At 69.4% G+C, this 17,490-nt stretch carries 16 protein-coding genes and 1 pseudogene; 9 read left to right on the top strand and 8 right to left on the bottom strand.

What is annotated here, in order from left to right; all coding sequences use genetic code 11:
• Together ABZX92_RS39400 and ABZX92_RS39395 are read left to right on the top strand one after the other, a co-directional pair.
• Positions 1-888 (top strand): annotated as a pseudogene (locus tag ABZX92_RS39400) (hypothetical protein); the annotation flags it as partial.
• A complete protein-coding gene (locus ABZX92_RS39395; RefSeq protein WP_355570575.1) occupies positions 885-1,772 on the top strand; it encodes a hypothetical protein in 888 nt (295 codons plus the stop codon). The pseudogene ABZX92_RS39400 and the gene ABZX92_RS39395, both read left to right, overlap by 4 nt.
• Here ABZX92_RS39395 and ABZX92_RS39390 read toward each other — a convergent pair.
• Together ABZX92_RS39390 and ABZX92_RS39385 are read right to left on the bottom strand one after the other, a co-directional pair.
• Positions 1,735-3,144 (bottom strand): MFS transporter, encoded by a 1,410-nt coding sequence (locus tag ABZX92_RS39390; protein WP_355570574.1) that lies wholly within the window; start codon positions 3,142-3,144, stop codon positions 1,735-1,737. The two genes, ABZX92_RS39395 and ABZX92_RS39390, sit on opposite strands and share 38 nt — an antisense overlap.
• A gap of 54 nt (positions 3,145-3,198) precedes the next feature.
• Positions 3,199-3,960 carry a glycerophosphodiester phosphodiesterase gene (locus ABZX92_RS39385; RefSeq protein WP_355570573.1) on the bottom strand — a complete coding sequence of 254 codons (762 nt, stop codon included), beginning with the start codon at positions 3,958-3,960 and terminating at the stop codon, positions 3,199-3,201.
• A 414-nt stretch (positions 3,961-4,374) separates the two neighbouring features.
• Between ABZX92_RS39385 and ABZX92_RS39380 the strand changes: the two genes are divergently transcribed.
• The 3 genes from ABZX92_RS39380 (at position 4,375) to ABZX92_RS39370 (ending at position 7,452) form a co-directional block, all read left to right on the top strand.
• Positions 4,375-4,716 (top strand): hypothetical protein, encoded by a 342-nt coding sequence (locus ABZX92_RS39380; RefSeq protein ID WP_030475304.1) that lies wholly within the window; start codon positions 4,375-4,377, stop codon positions 4,714-4,716.
• A gap of 75 nt (positions 4,717-4,791) precedes the next feature.
• Positions 4,792-6,792: an EAL domain-containing protein gene (locus ABZX92_RS39375; RefSeq protein WP_355570572.1), complete on the top strand. Its 2,001-nt coding sequence runs from the start codon at positions 4,792-4,794 to the stop codon at positions 6,790-6,792.
• A 15-nt stretch (positions 6,793-6,807) separates the two neighbouring features.
• Positions 6,808-7,452, top strand: coding sequence for a VOC family protein (locus tag ABZX92_RS39370; protein ID WP_355570571.1), 645 nt, complete (start codon positions 6,808-6,810; stop codon positions 7,450-7,452).
• Here the strand turns inward: ABZX92_RS39370 and ABZX92_RS39365 are convergent.
• Both ABZX92_RS39365 and ABZX92_RS39360 read right to left on the bottom strand, forming a co-directional pair.
• Positions 7,445-7,834, bottom strand: a complete 390-nt coding sequence (locus ABZX92_RS39365) for a hypothetical protein (RefSeq protein WP_355570570.1) — start codon at positions 7,832-7,834, stop codon at positions 7,445-7,447. The genes ABZX92_RS39370 and ABZX92_RS39365 overlap by 8 nt on opposite strands.
• A 19-nt stretch (positions 7,835-7,853) precedes the next feature.
• A complete protein-coding gene (locus ABZX92_RS39360; protein WP_355570577.1) occupies positions 7,854-8,318 on the bottom strand; it encodes a PPOX class F420-dependent oxidoreductase in 465 nt (154 codons plus the stop codon).
• Between the two features lie 10 nt (positions 8,319-8,328).
• On the opposite strand from ABZX92_RS39360, the gene ABZX92_RS39355 reads away from it, so the two are divergent.
• Positions 8,329-9,171: an alpha/beta hydrolase gene (locus ABZX92_RS39355; RefSeq protein ID WP_355570569.1), complete on the top strand. Its 843-nt coding sequence runs from the start codon at positions 8,329-8,331 to the stop codon at positions 9,169-9,171.
• 52 nt (positions 9,172-9,223) lie between these two features.
• On the opposite strand, the gene ABZX92_RS39350 is transcribed toward ABZX92_RS39355, so the two are convergent.
• The 4 genes from ABZX92_RS39350 to ABZX92_RS39335 all read right to left on the bottom strand — a co-directional run bounded on the left by ABZX92_RS39350 (position 9,224) and on the right by ABZX92_RS39335 (position 14,887).
• Entirely contained in the window at positions 9,224-10,426 is a 1,203-nt protein-coding gene (locus tag ABZX92_RS39350; RefSeq protein WP_355570568.1) for a GGDEF domain-containing protein, read from the bottom strand.
• Positions 10,427-10,634: 208 nt separating this feature from the next.
• On the bottom strand, positions 10,635-11,909 hold the full coding sequence (locus tag ABZX92_RS39345; protein ID WP_355570567.1) for an MFS transporter: 1,275 nt from the start codon (positions 11,907-11,909) through the stop codon (positions 10,635-10,637).
• A 3-nt stretch (positions 11,910-11,912) separates the two neighbouring features.
• A complete protein-coding gene (locus tag ABZX92_RS39340; RefSeq protein WP_355570576.1) occupies positions 11,913-13,394 on the bottom strand; it encodes a carboxylesterase family protein in 1,482 nt (493 codons plus the stop codon).
• A gap of 5 nt (positions 13,395-13,399) precedes the next feature.
• Positions 13,400-14,887 carry a carboxylesterase family protein gene (locus ABZX92_RS39335; protein WP_355570566.1) on the bottom strand — a complete coding sequence of 496 codons (1,488 nt, stop codon included), beginning with the start codon at positions 14,885-14,887 and terminating at the stop codon, positions 13,400-13,402.
• A gap of 144 nt (positions 14,888-15,031) precedes the next feature.
• Here ABZX92_RS39335 and ABZX92_RS39330 point away from each other — a divergent pair, with 144 nt between their 5' ends.
• From ABZX92_RS39330 to ABZX92_RS39320, 3 genes are all read left to right on the top strand, one after another.
• Entirely contained in the window at positions 15,032-15,688 is a 657-nt protein-coding gene (locus tag ABZX92_RS39330) for an HAD family phosphatase (RefSeq protein WP_355570565.1), read from the top strand.
• The gene (locus ABZX92_RS39325) at positions 15,685-16,689 is read left to right on the top strand and encodes a phosphotransferase family protein (protein ID WP_355570564.1); all 1,005 of its coding nucleotides are present in this window, start codon (positions 15,685-15,687) and stop codon (positions 16,687-16,689) included. The genes ABZX92_RS39330 and ABZX92_RS39325 overlap by 4 nt, the downstream gene beginning before the upstream one ends.
• 1 nt (position 16,690) lies before the next feature.
• The coding region (locus ABZX92_RS39320; protein WP_355570563.1) for an acyl-CoA dehydrogenase family protein at positions 16,691-17,490 on the top strand (800 nt) is incomplete at its 3' end.

Below are 17,490 nucleotides of genomic sequence, written 5' to 3'. Positions count from 1 at the left end.
GCGTGCACCGGGTCCGTGGTGTTGCCCGTTCTGGTCCACGAGGTCCTGCTGAGGGTCCTGCCGGAGTGGTACCGGCGGGACCGCGAGGAGGAGATGGCCGGCCTGTTCCTGGCCGGCCGCACCGACGAAGTGGACCTGGAGCACGGCTGGCCGGGGTGGGGGGAAACCGCGGCCATGTTCGGCCTCGCCGTGCGCACCCACCTGGCGGCCGGCGCGGCGTTGACGGACGTGCCGGCCAGGGTCGTGTGGCGCGGCGAGATCGTGCGGGCGCTGGGGATGATCGGGCTGCTGCTCGGCATGTTCTTCGCCGGAGCGGCGATCACGCAGCTCGCCGTCGCGTACGGCAATCCCGCGTGGGCGCCGGAGATCAGCTGGTGGCGGCTGCTGGAAGCCGGACCGATCGTGGCGTTCGCGGCCCTGCTCGGCGGGAGGCGCACGCTGGCGAAGGTCGCGGCGTTCGCTCCCGTGCTGCTGGCTGTGGCGTCGCTGGGGGAGTACCGGTACCTGCTGATGTGGAGCGCGTTCCAGCTGCCGTCCCTGGTTACGTTCGCGTGTCTGTGCCTGGGTTTCCACCGGGAGGCGCCGACGCCGCCGGCCAGGAGGTTGCTGTGGTGGGGCGGGGGAGCGTTGCTGGCCGGTGTGCTCGGCGGGTTCGCGTCCGGACTGGGGCTGGTCGTGGTCGCACTGGTCACGGTGGTCGTGCGCGTGGTCGCGTTCGTGCGCGGTGACTTCGTGCTGGGGCGGGCGTTGTCGTTGTTCGCGGTGCTGCAGCTGGCGCCGCTGGCGTTCCTGCTGGCCGGGGGAGAGGTGCTGGTGCTGGCGCTGCCGATCGTGGTGCTGCTGGTGCTCAGTGCGCTCGCGCCGGTCCGGAAAGCGCGGCTGTCATGACCACCAACCTGGAGCGCCGGTATCGGTTGCTGCTCAAGGTGCTGCCGGCGTGGTACCGGGAGGACCGCGAGGAGGAGATGGTCGGGCTGTTCCTGATCGAGCGCACGGACGAGCTGGATCTGGAGCACAGCTGGCCGGGCTGGGGCGAGACGTTCGCGATGCTGGGGCTGGCCGTGCGGACGCGGTTCGCGGCGGTCAGCGCGCCGGTGGGGGCGTTGCGGCTCGGTGGGGTGGTGCGGTGGCTGGGTGTGCTCGGGTTGCTGCTGAGCTTCACCTACATCGCTCTGTCGGTGCGCAGCGAGATCCTCGTGCGCTCGATGCCGGAGTTCCCGCCGCAGCCGCCGCCGTGGGTGATGCTGAGCCACTTCTTGCCGGTGGTGGCGTTCGTGTTGCTGCTGAGGGGGCAGCGGACGTGGGCGAAGGTGGCCTACGGGCTGACGGTGGCGGTGTGGCTGACGCAGTTCTTCCAGGTCCAGCCGACCGTCTGGTCGGTGCTGTGGCACGTGCCGTCGATCCTGACGCTGGTGTGCCTGTGCCTGGGTTTCCACAAGGACGCGCCCACGCCGCCCGTGCGGCCGCTGGTGTGGTGGGCCGGTGCGGCCGTGGTGCTGGGCCTGGCCGACATCGTGGTCATGGGCAGCGGTGTGCTCGTGCTGGCGGTCGCGGTGCTGAGCCTGCGGATCTACGCCTACGTGCGCGACGACGCGGTCTTGGGACGGGCGTTGTCGGTGTTCGCGGTGGCGTTCGGAGGATCGGCCGCGATCACGTACGTGCCCGCGCCGCCGGAATACCAGAAGTACGCCGTGGTGGCGGCGGCGCTGCTGCTGGTCAGCGCCGCCGCACCGGTCAGACGAGCGTCGGCTCTGCGTTCCCGACTGCCTTGATGGCCCTGCGGACGGGCACGAAGATCAGCAGGATGAAGCCGGCGACGAAGAAGATGATCAGGGCGAGGATGGCGGGCCGCAGGCTGCCGGTGGCCTGGCCGACCCCGGCGAACACCAGCGGGCCGAGCCAGCTGGTGGAGCGCTCGCCGACCTCGTAGAGCGAGAAGTACTGCGCCTCGCGGCCGGGCGGCACCATCTGGCTGAACACGCTGCGGGACAAGGCGTTCGTACCACCGAGCACGATGCCGATGCCGGCCGCGACGAGGTAGAACTGCATCTCGTCGCCGGCCTTGACGAAGAACGCCGCGGTGATCACGACGATCCACACCACGAGCGAGCCGAGGATCGTCTTCTTCGCGCCGATCCGCTTGGCCACGAAGCCGTGCAGCACGCCGCCGATGAACGCGACGAACTGGACGATCAGGATCACCGTGATCAGCGTCTGCTGCTCGAACTTCAGCTCGACGCTGCCGTACTGCGCCGACACGTTCGCCACGGTCGCGATGCCGTCGGTGTAGATCAGGTACGTGCCGAGGAACGCGAGCGTGAGCGGGAAGGCCTTGGCCTGCTTGAGGGTCGTGCCGAGCTCCTTGAAGCCCGCGGAGACGACCGAGCCGCCGTGTTCGTTGCCGTGCGGCCGCTGGTGCTCGGTGAGGCGGGTCAGCGGGATGAACGTGAAGCCCGCCCACCACACACCGGAGATGACGAACGCGATGCGCGCGGCGTCGGCGGACGTGATGCCGAGGGAGTCCGCGGACAACGTGATGGCGAGCTGGATCGCCAGTGCCACACCGCCACCGAGGTATCCGAACGCCCAGCCGCGGCTGGACAGCGCGTCGCGTTCGTCGGGTGTCGCGATCTCGGGCAGGAAGGCGTAGTAGACGACGACGCTGGCGCCGTAGCCGATGTTGGCGATGATGAAGAAGAGCACGCCGAGCGTCCAGTTGGTGCCGGACACGGTCGCGAGGGCGATGGTGGCCGCGGACCCGGTGAAGGCGAAGGCGGCGAGCATCTTCTTCTTGTTCTGCGTGCGGTCGGCGATGGCGCCCATGACCGGCAGCACGAGGACCTGGATGACGGTCGCCACCGAGAGCAGGTAGCCCCAGAGGGATCCGGCGGGGAACTGCGTTCCGAGGAACGTGACGTCGCAGTGGTCGAACGCGCTGTCGTTCGCACAGGGATTCGCACCGTTGAGCGCGCTGTCGGCCTTGGCGGCGTTCGTCGCGATGCTCGTCAGGTACAGCGAGAAGAAAACAGTGACAACCGACGTGGGGAACACGGAGTTCGCCACGTCGTACCAGACCCAGCCGCGCTGTTCGCGACGTCGCTCGGTCTTGCTGGCGTCGGCGGCGTCGTCGCCCTTGACCTTCATGTCGGCGGACTGTACTTGTCCGCCGACGCGGCCGATGATCGACTGCCCAACCTGTTACCAGGTGCCGCGCGAGCGGAGTACTTCTCTCAACACGTCCGGCCGGTCGGTCACCAGCCCGTCGACGCCAAGATCCAGCAACGCGCGCATGTCGTCTGCGTCGTCGATCGTCCACACGTGCACTTCGAGGTCCCTGCGGTGCGCCGCCTGCACGAACCTCTTGTCCACCACCGTGAGCCGCCCCTGGCTGACCGGCACCTGCGCCACCTGCCCGCGCACCGCCATCCCGGCGAACGGAATCCGCCCGGCCGCCCACAGCGCTCCGGCACTGCGCGGACCCATCGACGTCAGCAGCTCTGGCCCACCCTTGCGCCGCAGCCGTGCCAGCCGGTTGTCCGAGAAGCTCGCCAGGCACACCCGGTGCAACGACTTGGCCTTGCGCAACAGGTTCAGGATCGGCTCGACCGCGTTCTCGCTCTTCACGTCGATGTTGAAGAACGTGTCGGGCAGCTCTTCCAGCACGTCTGCCAGCCGCGCGATCGGCTCCCTCCCGCCGACCCGCGCCATCCGCACCTCGGTCCACGGCAGCTCCGAGACCTTTCCTTCGCCGTCCGTGGTCCGGTCGAGCGTGTGGTCGTGGTGCACCACGACCTCTCCGTCGCTCGTGGCGTGCACATCGGTCTCGATGTACCGGTATCCCTCGGTGACGGCCCGCCGGAACGAGCTCAGCGAGTTCTCCATGCCGCTGAGGTCGTCGACGTGCCAGCCGCGGTGAGCGAACGCCCTGGGGTGCGGGCCTGCGAGGTACGGGTGGGTCACGAACCCGAGTCTGCCTGGTCGCGGTGGCTCCGGGGTGGACAGTGGGTGGCGAGACACTTTCTTCTTCCTCTCTATTTCTTCAGTGTTGCCTGAAACCAGGCCTGTCGGCCCAGATGTCCCCAGCCCGACCATCCGAACCACAACAGAGCAAAAGAGGCCAGGGGTGAGAAGGGCAAAGATCGAGGAGGCTTCGGACAAAGCCGAGGAGCGTCGCGTCAGCGCACACCCCTTCAAAGCAAGCCCTCGGCGGCGGACGTCAACAGGCCCGTTCACGCGAATTCGCCACAACACACCGGAACCCTTTCTGAAACCAACACCAATCGCCGAACCGGTGCTGTCCGGTTCCCTACGAAGGTCGTGCTTTCTGGCGCGTCGCTGGAGAGGACCCACCGGCATTCGCTACCGTCGCGCGCCATGGAGCGCTCCATGGAGGCGGATGAGCCCAGGCACTGTGCGTGGTGCGGGAGGCGGTTGCCGGGGAGTGGACGAATCGGCCGCCCGCGCAGGTACTGCGCTCAGCCGTGCCGCCAGCGCGCGTACGAGCGGCGAGCGGCGTTGCAGCGGGGCGGGCTGCCTGAGGACGCCGTAGTACTGTCCACCGCTGAGCTGGCTGATCTGCAGGACCGGTTGTTCCAGTTGCGGTGTGCCGCCGAGGACGTGGTGACGGCGGCGCAGGACGGGGCTGAGAACGAGGAGCTGCGGAAGCTGGCCGCCGAGCTGGTGGAGTCGGCGAAGGGTTTGGAGCGGCTTCGCTGAAAGCCGTTCGCAAAATAGCGAACTGACCGGCGTAGCGGGTTGCTTACGTCCGGTGATCGGACGATCATGACGCGCGTGACCTCGTATACCCGCACGGTGCTGGACCGGGCGGATGTCGGCTATGCCGTGACGGACGCGCGCGGGAACCTGTTGTGGTGCAACCGCGCGCTGGGCGCTGTGCTCGGTGTTCCGGTCGAGCAGGCTTATGGACGGTCGTTGCCGGCGCTGCTGCCCGGGGTGCCGGAGGTGCCGGCGCCCGCCAGGGAGGTGCTGGCGCCTGGTCCGAAGTGGCTGGAAGTGCGGTGTTCGAAGCTCGGTGACGACCTGATGTACGAGGTCGTGGACGTGTCGGCGTGGCGGGACCGCGAGCTCACGGTGACGCAGGAGGCCGACGCGCTGCGCAGGGCTCAGGCGCTGGGGCGGATGGGCACGTGGGAGTGGTCCATCTCGGACGATCGCGTGACCTGGTCGGACACTCTGCTGGAGATGTTCGGGTTCTCGCCGGGGACGGCGTTCGACTTCGAGCTGTACTCGCGGCTGGTGCACCCGGACGACCTGCCGATGATCGAGGAAACGCTCGACACGGCGCTCAAGACCGGCAGTGTCTTCACGTACACGCACCGGATGCTGAGGCCCGATGGCGCGGAACGCGTCTTCGAGTGCTTCGGCGAGGTGGTGATGAGTGACGACGGCGCTCCACTCAGGGCTCTGGGCACCGCTCACGACGTCACCCAGTCCTCGCGGGTGCACGACGAGCTCGTGAGGATGGCCGAACAGGACCCGTTGACCGGTCTGCCGAACCGCCGCGCCCTCACGCGGGCGCTGGAGAAGGAGCTCGCGAACAACGGGTCGGGCGCGCTGCTCGTCCTGGACCTGGACAACTTCAAGGACGTCAACGACCTGCGCGGCCACGCGGTGGGCGACCGGGTCATGCGGATGCTGGCGAGCGCGCTGCAGTCGCGGCTCGGGGACCGGTTGATCGCCCGCCTGGGCGGTGACGAGTTCGCGGTGGTGCTGCCGGGCGCGTCCCTGAAGGACGCCTCCGAGGTGGCCGACAACCTCAAGGCGGCGGTGGCGGGTTTCCCGCTGGCGGGCATCGGCACGCCGGCGCGGATCACGGTGAGCACGGGCTTGGCGGAGTTCGGTCCTGGTGACTCCTGGGAGCTGGTGCTGGCGAACGCCGACCTGGCGTTGTACGCCTCCAAGGCGGCGGGCCGTGACCGGGTGACGGTGTACGAGCCGAACCACTACGCGGACACCGTGAAGCGGGTGAGCGTGCTGGACCGCCTGAGAGCGGCGCTGGCCGGCAACGGTCTCGCGCTCTACGGCATGCCGATGGTCGAGCTGCACTCGGGCAAGGTTCTCGGCCACGAACTGCTGCTGCGCCTGGAGGACCAGCAGGAGCCGTATCTCGGCCCGGCGGACTTCCTGCCGGTGGCCGAGCGGTCGAACCTGATCCTCGACGTGGACCGCTGGGTTCTCTCGACGGCGATCGACGCGCTGGTGGCGGAACCGGACTCGCGGTTGCGGTTCAACGTCAACGTCTCCGGCCGCACGCTGGAGGACCCGGAGTTCGGTGACTTCGTGCTCGACAAGCTCAGCAAGGCGGGCGTCGCGCCTGGCCGGCTCGGCTTGGAGATCACGGAGACGGCCGCGGTGACCAATTTGGACGCTGCCGTGACGCTCGCGACCCAGCTGCGCAGCTTCGGCTGCCGGATCACGCTGGACGACTTCGGCAGTGGGTTCGGGTCGTTCGTGCACCTGAAGCACCTGCCGATCACGGGTATCAAGATCGACGGTGAGTTCGTGAAGGGCATCGAGACCAATGACGCCGACGCGGTGCTCGTGTCCGGGATCGTGCAGATCGCGAACGGGCTGGGGCTGTCCGCGGTGGCCGAGTGGGTGGAGCGACCGTCCCAGGTGGAGGCTCTGAAGAAGCTCGGTGTGCGGGTGGGGCAGGGTTTCCACCTCGGCAGGCCGGTGCCGTTGCGTGACGTGGTGAACGCGGAGCGCATGCCGCCGAATGGCGCATTGTCGTCTCGGGTGGTCGGAGCAGAGGATGGTGCCCGCTCCTGATCCCCGCCTGATGGGATGCTCGTGTCTTCTTGCGGTCTGCGTCGTCTTGAGTTGAGCGTTGCCGAGCCTGAGAAAACGGTGGACTTCTTCGCCGCGGTTCTCGGTTGGGCGGTGATAGCGGAGCCGGGCGGATCGTTCACGGGTTGGGTCGGTGACAGACTTGCGGCTCAAGTTGTTGCGGGGCAAGAAGGTTGGCGTGTCTTCTTCGGTGGTGACGAGCCGCGTGAGCTGAAGGCGAATTCCTCTGTGGACAGTGGCAGGGTGTTGCACGGCCCGTGGGCGCCGCAGCCCCGGCACGGTGAGCCGTGCTGGGTGGAGCTCATGACCGAGGCGCCTGAGGACGAGTTCTGGGCGGGTGAGCTCGGCTGGCAGATCAAGCCGGGTACGGATGACTTCGTGCTGTACACGTCGTCGCGGCACGGTGATCCCCGTCCGGTGGCGGGCCGGTTGACGACGGCGCGGTCGCAGGGCTGGCAGGTGTACTTCGCGGTGGACGATCTCGCACAGGCGTGTGCGCGAGTGTCCGAGTTGGACGGTCGTGTGCTGCTGGAGCCCACGACCGTGCCAACCGGGCTCGTCGCGTCGGTCGAAGGCCCGCACGGTGGAGCCTGTGTGCTGCTGGAGAACCCGAAGGGCTGGGGCGGGAACTGGGCTAGCTAGCCGGTTCGCGGTCGAACCACGCCACGGCGAGCAGGATCAGCCCGGTGGCGATGCTGACGCCGGTGTTGATCAGCAGGTCCGAGGTGGCCATGCCGATCTCGCGGCCCCAGTAGGCGAGCTGTGACCCGGCGTCCCAGAACAGGTACATCAGCGCGTTGATGACGATGAGCTTGCGGCGGTCGGCTGCCCGCCGCAGGCCCATCGCCACGATCGTCACGGCGATGATCAGCACGTGGTAGCCGGCGACGCTGTACCACTGGAACGCGCGGGTCGGGGTCATCTCGCCGCCGAGGTAGGCGCGGTCGGTCAGTTCCGGGGAGAACGTGAGCACGGCGGCCTGCAGCAGGTTGAACGCGACGTAGACCCAGAGGACGATCTTCATCCAGAGCTTCATCGGCGGGTCAGGCGTCCAGCTCGGGCGGGAACCCTCCGGTGGCGATGGGCCCCCAGGAGTCGATCGTGACGCGGATGAGCGACTTGCCCTGCCGGAGCATCGCGGCCCGGTACTCGTCCCAGTCGGGGTGCTCGCCTGCGATGCAGCGGTAGTACTCGACGAAGTCGTCCAGTGCCTCGGGCAGGTCGAGGATCTCGGCGGTGCCGTCGATCTGCACGTACGGACCGTCCCAGTCGTCGGAGAGCACGCACATCGTGACGTTCGGGTTGCGGCGGGCGTTGCGGACCTTCGCGCGCTGCGGGTACGTGGCGATCACGATCCGGCCGTTCGAGTCGACCCCGCACGAGACGGGGGAGACCTGCACTCCGTCGGTGGAGGAGCGGCGGGTGATCAGGACGCCGTGGTGGCGGGAGCGGAGGAACTCGAGCAGCTGCGGCCGGTCGACGACGTCGGCCGTGGCGATCTTCGGCATGATGTGCAGCATGGCACGGTTCACCTCGTTCGACGGCACCGAACTCGCCTACCGGGAAACCGGCGAGGGCGCCCCGCTGCTGGTGCTCGCGGGCGGCCCGGGCAGGGCCTCGGAGTACCTCGGGACTCTCGGCGGGTTGGACGCGCACCGCCGGTTGGTCATCCTGGACAACCGCGGTACGGGCGAGTCGGACGAACCGGCGGATCCGTTCACCTACCGGCGGGACATGCTGGTGCGCGACGTGGAGATGCTGCGCCGCCACCTCGGCTTGGACGTGGTGGACGTGCTGGGTCACTCCGCGGGCGCCGGGATCGCGATGGGGTACGCGGCGAACTTTCCGGAGCACGTCGGCAAGCTCCTGCTGCTCACCCCGGCGCTGCGCAGTGTCGGCCTGTCGCCGGAGCAGAGCGACTGGGACACGTTCCTGGCCGCCCGCGTGAACGAGCCGTGGTTCGAGGGCGCCACGGCGGCGCTGGCTCGCAACGCCGCCGGTGACGACTCGGTGGAGAACCGCGTCGCCGCGTCCCCGTTGCTCTACGCCCGCTGGGACGACCGCGCCCAGGCCCACGCGAACGCCGAGCTGGGCCAGTGGAAGTACCACGTGGCGCTGGGTTACAACGCCGAGGGCGCGTTCGTGCCGGGGATTCTGCGCCGGGCGCTGACGGACTTCGACCACCCGGTGCTGGTCTACGCGTGCACTGAGGACCCGATCTCGCCGGTCCGCCGCTGCGCCGAGCTCGCGGAGCTGTTCCCCGACGTCGCGATGTACGTGCACGAGGGCGTGGGTCACTATCCGTGGGTGGAGAACCCGGACACGGTGTCCGGGCAGCTCGCGGCGTTCCTCGACCGCTAGGGCCGCGGCCCAGGCCACGCGAGCCCGCGTCGTGCCGCGGCTGGTCTGAGCCTCAGAAGGCCCGTGCGGTCGCGACGCGGTCGCGGCCGTTGTTCTTCGCCTGATAGAGCGCTTCGTCCGCGGCCAGCAGCAGCGGGCTGAGCTCGGTCGCGGCGTCCGGGAACACCGCCGCGCCCACCGAGGCGGTCAGGCCGTTGACCACCTCGTCACGGCCCAGGCGGTCGACCACGACCATGTGCAGGCTCGCGATCTCGAGCCGGATGCGTTCGGCGGTGGCGCGGACCTCGTCGGTGCTGACGCCGGGCAGCAGCACGGCGAACTCCTCGCCGCCGAACCTGCCCACGAGGTCGTACGAGCGGACGGAGTGCTTCAGCGCGTCCGCTACGGCGCGCAGTACGCGGTCGCCTGCGAGGTGGCCGTAGGTGTCGTTGATCTGCTTGAAGTGGTCGAGGTCCAGGATCAGCACGCCGACGGTCGAGACCAGGCGGCGGGCTCGTTCGATCTCGCGGCCCGCGACGTCGTGCCAGAACGTGGCGTCGACCAGGCCCGTCTTGGAGTCGGTGCGTGCGGCGACCCGGAACTGGGGCAGCAGCAGGCCCATGTGCAGGGCCAGCACGGTCAGCAGCAGCATCGGCGCGAGCCACGGCCGGTCGGTCATCAGGATCGCCAGCACCGAGCCCAGCCCGATCGAGGCGAGGATGATGAGTTGGTCGGAGGCGTTGCCGAGCGCGGCGCGGGCGGGCTGTTCGCGGTTGGTCATGATGATCGCGCCGACCACGAGCGCGTAGTTCACCAGCCAGTAGGTGAGTCCCGCGAGCGCCAGTGCGAGCAGCGCGATCGGGCCGTCAACGTCAAGGGGCCGGTTCGAGAAGAATCCCAGAACCAGTTGCGCCGCGGCACACGCGAGTACGACAGTGGCGGCGGAGAACACCTTGCGGAACAGGACCGCCCGCCGCTTGTAGACCCGGAGCCAGGCGTGCAGGTAGCTGATGGTGATCAGCGCTACCAGCAGTGGCATCGGCAGTACGAGCACGCCCGCGAACAGCCACACCGACTGCATGTGGGCGTGTGGCGACCCCTCGCGTGAGATTTCGCGGATCCGTTCGATCCCCTGCGCGGCTTCGAGGTGCAGTACCGCACCGCCGGCGAGCAGCACGAACAGCGGCCAGACGAAGGCCTCGGCAGGGGTACGCCATGCGGTGGCGAGCGTGACGAGGGTCGCCGAAACGTCCACCGTCAACACGTAGGCCAGCACCACAGGAGGAAGCGACCATAACCTCCATCGGCGCGGGTCGAGCCAAGGCACGCTGCCACCCCCACACCACCGTCAGGAACAAACAACTGTAGCTACCGGGTAACGCCAAGTCGTGGCTCCATGTGGGGGACCTCACCGTGAGTAGTCCTCACAGAATGCACCCCTGATAGTCCGTTCATACCCGCGCAACGAACACCCATAGGAGCAGTCATGATCGTCCGTACCTCTTCCCCGCGTCCGGTCCGTCCCAACGACTGGTGCCGTCCGAACGACTGGGCGCGCCCGAACGACTGGCGTTCGAGCGAGACCCGCTGACCCACCACAGGATCGCCGCACCGCCCGCCGCGAGCACACCCAGTGCTCCGGCGGCGGCGACGACCCGGTGCACCGCGACGGTTTCCGCGGCCAGACCGGCCAGGGCGACGCCAACGCCCTGGGAGACCCGCAACGCGGTGACAGCGAGGCCGTACGCCTGCCCGCGCGAGAAGTCCGGTACCGCGCGCACGAACGTCGTGTTCGCGACCAGGTGATAGGCACTGGCCGCACCGGACAGCGCGAACAACCCCACACTGACGACGAGACCTGGCCGCAGCGCGGCCGGGACAAGAACAGCACACGCGGCGATGGCCAGCCACGGCATGACCCGCAGCTGTGTGCGCGCATTGAGGTGCGCGACGAGCAGCATGCCCACTGCCGTTCCCGCGGCGTAGGCGGCGAAGATCGACCCCACCCCGGCCGGCCCGGCCCCCACCTGTGCGGCGTACGGCACGGCCAGCGCCTCACCGACGATGTAGAAGCCCGAGACGCAGGCGAGCGCGACCAGCGCCCGCAACCTGCGCTCGCCCCACACCAGCCGGGCACCGCCGACCAGGTCGGCAGGCCACGCCGACACGCGCGGCCGCCTCGGCGCGGGCCGGTCCAGCAGGAACACGCCCACCAGCAACGCCGACACCCCGAACGTTCCCGCGTCCGCCACCAGCACCAGCCCGGGCCCCAGCAACGCCACCAGCGCCCCGCCGGTCAGGAACCCGGCGACCTGCGCCACCTGCGTCACCGTGCTCAGCACGGCCTGACCCTGCGGATACCGCTCGTCGGGCAGGATCTGCGGCAGCAACGCCGCCCGCGCCGCCCCGTGCGGCGCTCCCGCGAACTGCACCAGGACCAGCAGTGCCGCCAACGCCCACAGGGGCATCAGCGGCACGGCCATCACCAGCAGCAGGGCCGCCCGGACGAGGTCGGCGGCCACCATCACTTCTCTGCGCGCGAACCGGTCGGCGAGCCCCGAGAGCAGGGGCCCGCCGACCAGGTCCGGCAGAAACGTCAGCGCGTAGGTCAGCGCGGTCAGGCCCGCGCTGGCGGTGCGGTTGTAGACGTGCACCGTCAGCGCGACCCGCGCGAACTGGTCTCCGGCCACCGACACCAGATGCGCCACGAACAGGGCGCGGAACTCACCGTCGCGGGCGAGCTCGCGGTAGCCGGGCATGCGCTACAGGATGGACGACCAGAACGCGCACTTGTGATCGAGGGCGAAATCAGTGCCCCCGATTGCTCCGGGTGCCAGCGACCGCACCTCCGAACGCCACCCCGGATCGCCGGTCCGCGCGAACCGTCCCCACGCCGCGATCATGTAGTCCGACAGCTCCCGCTGCTTCGCGTCCAGGGGCGCGTTCATGTCGAACAGGTACATCAGCTCGGAGGCGTGGAACGCCTTGTAGTCCGGGAACGGCGGCAACGGGAAGATCACCGGCGCGTCCTGGTCCGCGAACTCGTAGCCGGACACCCGCTGGTGCCGGCCCAGCTCCTTGCGCGCCACCTGCGTGGTGCACGACCACGACTTGTCGGTCAGGATCCGCGCCACCTCGTCCCGCGCGTCGTCGTTGCCGTTGACCGGGTACTGAGCCACGATCTTGTCGACGTCCTTCTCCGCGAACAACCCGGCCACGAAGGCGCGGTAGCCGGCCTCCGGCACCACCTGCGGGAAGATCAACGGCGCGAACAACGTCATCTCGTCGTGCGTCGACCCGACCATCGTCGGCACGTGGTTCATCCGACCGGTCCGCTGGGCCAGGGCCGGGTCGATCGGCAGCACCGCGGTGTCGAACGCGGGGGAGCCGAACTGCTCGTGCACCGTCAGCAGCTTGTCGACCGGCAGGCTGCGCAGGCACGCGAGATCCGCGCACCCCAGGGACTGGGCCGCTCCGAGCTTCTCCACGTCCGCCCGCGGCTTCCAGATGCCCGGGAACTCGCCGGGCTTCGCACCGGGGAAGGTCAGCCCGCACGGACCCGACTGGATGATCGCCTTCGCGAACAATCCCGCCGCGCGCGGTGACGCGAGCTGCGCGCAGACGCTCAGCCCGCCGGCCGACTCGCCGAACACCGTGACGTTGCGGGTGTCCCCGCCGAACGCGCGGGCGTTGCGCCGCACCCACTTCAACGCCGCCTGCTGGTCCGCGAGACCGAAGGCGCCGGAGCCCGGCAGACCGGGATAGCCGAAGAACCCGAACGCGCCCAGCCGGTAGTTCACCGTCACCACGACGACGTCGTTCTTCGTCGCGAGCCGCCGCGCGTCGTACTGCGACGCCGACCCCGCCGTGAACCCGCCGCCGTGGATCCACACCATCACCGGACGCGGCTTGTGCGAGTCCTTCGCCGGCGTGACGACGTTCAGGTAGAGGCAGTCCTCGACCTGTGACGGCGGTGCGCCCAGCTGCGAGTTCTGCGCACACACGGGCGAGGACTTCGTCGCGTCGCGCACGCCCTGCCACGCCTGCGCGGGCTGCGGATCGCGCCACCGGTTCTCGCCGACCGGCGCAGCGGCGAACGGGATGTTCCCGTACGTCCGGTACGTACTGGTCACCGTTCCCGAGACCAGGCCCTTGTCCGTGCGCACCACGGACCCGTCGTCCTGCGCGGCCGCGGTACCCACGACCGAGAACGCCATCGCCGCGGCGAGCACCGCGGTCAGCATCTTCCTCACAGTTGCCCCCAGAAATCGCACTTGTGGTCCTTCGCGAAGTCGGCCGGCCGCACCTGACCCGCGGCCAGCGACTGCACCTCGGCCCGCCAGCCGGGGTCGCCGGTGCGGGCGAACCTGCCCCACGCCGCGATCATGTAGTCCGACAGCTTCCGCTGACCCGGCGTCAGCGGAATGCCGAAGTCGAACAGCAACGGCAGCTCCGAGGCGTGGTACGCCTTGTAGCCGCCAGGCAGCGAAGGCATGTCCGGGAAGATCATCGGCACGTCGGCGTCCGCGAACTCGTAGCCCGACACCCGCTGGTGGCGTCCGAGCTGCCGGCGCGTGTCGTGCGACGCGCACCCGAACGAGTTGTCCGTGAGCACCGTCGCGAGCTCGTCGCGGGCGTCGCCGTCGCCGTTCACCGGGTAGCGGGCGACGATCTTGTCCGCGTCGGCCTCCCCGAGCAGGCCCGCGACCTGCGCCCGATAGGTGGTCTCCGGAACCACCGCCGGGAAGATCAAGCCGACGAACAACGTCGCCTCGTCGTGCGTCGAGCCGACCATCACCGGCACCCGGTGCATCCGGCCGGTGTTCTGCGCGACCACCGGGTCGATCGGCAGCACCCGCGTGTCGAACGCCGGGTTCGCGAACACGGCGTGCACGTCGAGCAGCTTCGACACCGGCAGACCCCGCAGGCACGCCACGTCCTGGCAGCCCAGCGGCTGCGCGGTGCCGAGCTTCTCCACGTCCGCACGGTGCCTCCAGAACGTCTGCCCCGGTTGCGCGCCGGTGACCCCGCAGGCACCGGACTGGATGATCGCCTTGGCGAACAACCCCGCCGAACCCGGCGACGCGAGCTGCGCGCACACGCTCAGCCCGCCCGCGGACTCGCCGAAGATCGTCACGTTGCGGGCGTCACCGCCGAACGCCCTCGCGTTGCGCTGCACCCATTTCAGGGCGGCCTGCTGGTCGGCGATGCCGAATGCGCCCGAACCGGGCAGCCCGGGATAGCCGAAGAACCCGAACACCCCGAGCCGGTAGTTCACCGTCACCACGACGGCGTCGTTCTTCGTCGCCAGCGACTGCGCGGGATAGCTCGAAGCGCTGCCACTGGTGAACCCGCCACCGTGGATCCACACCATCACCGGGCGGGGCTTGCGCGGGTTCTTCGCGGGCGTGGTGACGTTGAGGTAGAGACAGTCCTCGGTGTCCGAGACGGGCTCGCCGAGCCCCGCGGACTGCGCGCACCTCGGGCTCGGCCTGGTCGCGTCCCGCACGCCCTGCCACGCCGGCGCGGGCAACGGGTCGCGCCACCGGTTCTCGCCGATCGGCGCAGCGGCGAACGGGATGTTGCCGAAAGTGCGGTACGTGCTGGTCACCGTTCCGGACACAGCACCCTTGTCGGTCTGGACGACCCGGCCGTCGCTCTGGGCGCTCGCTGCCGGGACCTGGACGACGGCGAACGCCATCGCGGCGGCCGCGGCCACCGTCAGAATCCTTGCCATGAGTTGTTCGACCCCCTTCGGGTTCGAACGTATCGAGGTCCGGGCACGCCGCAAACCGCTTAAAGGCAGTTGTGCCGGTCAACGAAAGTCGATGTTCCGCCTCCGCTGTTGCCGACATACCGACCGGTCGGTACCCTCCGACTCGTGGGTGACACGACACTTCCGCAACAGCCGCTCGTCGACGCGCTCGTTTTCGACTGGGGCGGGGTCCTGACCGTCTCCGTGCCCGAGTTCGTCGGCGCCTGGCTGCACGCCGAGGCCATCGACCGCGAGGTCTACGGTCGCATCATGCGCGAGTGGCTGGGCCGCGACGCGCTCCCGGACAACCCGGTCTTCCGGCTGGAGACCGGCGAGCTGACCGTGCCCGAGTTCGAACGGCTCCTCGCCGCCGAGCTGATCACCACCACCGGTGCGGCCATCGACGAGAACGGGCTGCTCAAGCGCATGTTCGGCGGTGCCGCCCCGGACCCGGCGATGGTCGAGCTCGTCCGCAAGGCCCGCGCTTCGGGCCTGCACACCGCGTTGCTGTCCAACAGCTGGGGCGAGGGCTACCCGAAGGACCTGCTGATCGAGCTGTTCGACACCGTCGTGATCAGCGGCCGGATCGGCATGCGCAAGCCCGACGAGCAGATCTACCGCCACACCCTCGACCGGATCGGCGTTTCTGCCGAGCGCGCCGTCTTCTTCGACGACGCGCCCGTCAACGTCGAAGCCGCCCAGGCCGTCGGCATGCACGCGTTCCGCCACACCACCGCCGACGACACCCGCGCCACCCTCGCCACCCTCGGAGTGAACCTGTGACCGAACTTCCCGGCCTCGACCTCGGGGCGCTCGCCACCCACCTGGGCACGGGACCGCTGACCGGCGAGCTGTTCCCCGGCGGCCGCTCCAACCTCACCTACCGCGTCACCGACGGCACCCAGCGCTGGGTCCTGCGCAGGCCCCCGCTCGGCCACGTGCTGGCGACCGCGCACGACATGGCCCGCGAGTTCCGGGTGATCTCCGCCCTGGAGTCCACGAACGTGCCGGTGCCGCACGCGCACCAGCTCGTCGAGGACACCTCCGTGATCGGCGCGCCGTTCTACCTCATGTCGGAGATGCCCGGCGTGGCACTGCGCGAGCGCAAGCAGTGCCCGTGGCTCAACTCCGAGAGAGCCACCGTGCTCTCGCGCAAGCTCGTCGACGTGCTCGCCGACCTGCACTCCGTCGACCCCGACGAGGTCGGTCTCGGCGACTTCGGGCGCCCGGAGGGGTTCCTCGCCCGGCAGGTGAAGCGCTGGGGCAAGCAGCTCGACGCCTCCCGCAGCCGCGACCTGCCCGGCATCGACGAACTGCGCGCCAAACTCGCCGACACCGTCCCCGACTCGAAGCGCGTGGCGATCATCCACGGCGACTACCGCCTCGACAACGCCCTGGTCACCGAGTCGCCGCTGAAGATCAGCGCCGTCCTGGACTGGGAGATGGCGACCCTGGGCGACCCGCTCGCCGACCTCGGCCTGCTCTACGTCTACTGGCAGGGCCTCGGTGTGGACAACGACCCGATCACCGGCAGCGTCCCGTCGATGCCCGGCTTCCTGTCCGCCGACGAGCTCGTCGCCCGCTACACCACCCGCACCGGCCTCGACACCTCCGGTCTCGGCTGGTACATCGCCTTCGGCTACTTCAAGCTCGCCGTGATCGTCGAGGGCATCCACTTCCGCTTCGCCAGCGGCAAGACCGTCGGCGCCGGCTTCGAGAAGCTCGGCGCGTTCACCGTCCCCCTCGTTCGGCAGGGACTCGCCGCCGCCCACAAGGAGCTCTGACATGGACTTCGCCTACGACGCCAAGACCGAGGAACTGCGCTCGAAGCTGCTCGCCTTCATGGACTCCCACGTCTACCCGGCCGAGGCCGTCCTGGAGCAGCAGCTGCACGACGCCGCCGACCCGTGGGAACGCCAGCCGATCCTCGATTCCCTCAAGACCGAGGCACGCAAGCAGGGCCTGTGGAACCTCTTCCACCCCGAGCACAGCGACGGCCTGACGAACCTGCAGTACGCGCCGCTCGCCGAGATCACCGGCCGCAGCCCGCACCTCGCCCCGGAGGCGCTCAACTGCGCCGCGCCGGACACCGGCAACATGGAGGTGCTGACGATGTTCGGCACCGACGAGCAGAAGAAGCAGTGGCTGCAGCCGTTGCTCGACGGCGAGATCCGCTCGGCGTTCTGCATGACCGAACCCGACGTCGCCTCCTCGGACGCCACGAACATCGCGACCCGGATCGAACGCGACGGCGACGACTACGTCATCAACGGCCGCAAGTGGTGGTCGTCGGGCGCCATGAACCCCAACTGCGCCATCTTCATCGTGATGGGCAAGACCGACCCGGACGCCGACCGGCACCGCCAGCAGTCGCAGATCCTCGTGCCGCGCGACACCCCCGGCATCACCGTCAAGCGCGCGATGCACGTGTTCGGCTACCAGGACTACGCGCACGGCGGCCACGCGGAGATCGTCTTCGAGAACGTGCGCGTCCCGGCGTCGAACCTGATCGCCGGTGAGGGAGAAGGAGACGCCGTCGCCGTACGGGCCGCTGTTCCTGCTGCTGGGCAAGGTCACTGTCTGGC

Origin of the sequence: Lentzea sp. NPDC006480 (genome assembly GCF_040611995.1) — a bacterium.
In the GTDB taxonomy this organism is placed as follows: Bacteria; Actinomycetota; Actinomycetes; order Mycobacteriales; family Pseudonocardiaceae; genus Lentzea.
This window is presented reverse-complemented; position numbering and strand designations above follow the sequence as displayed.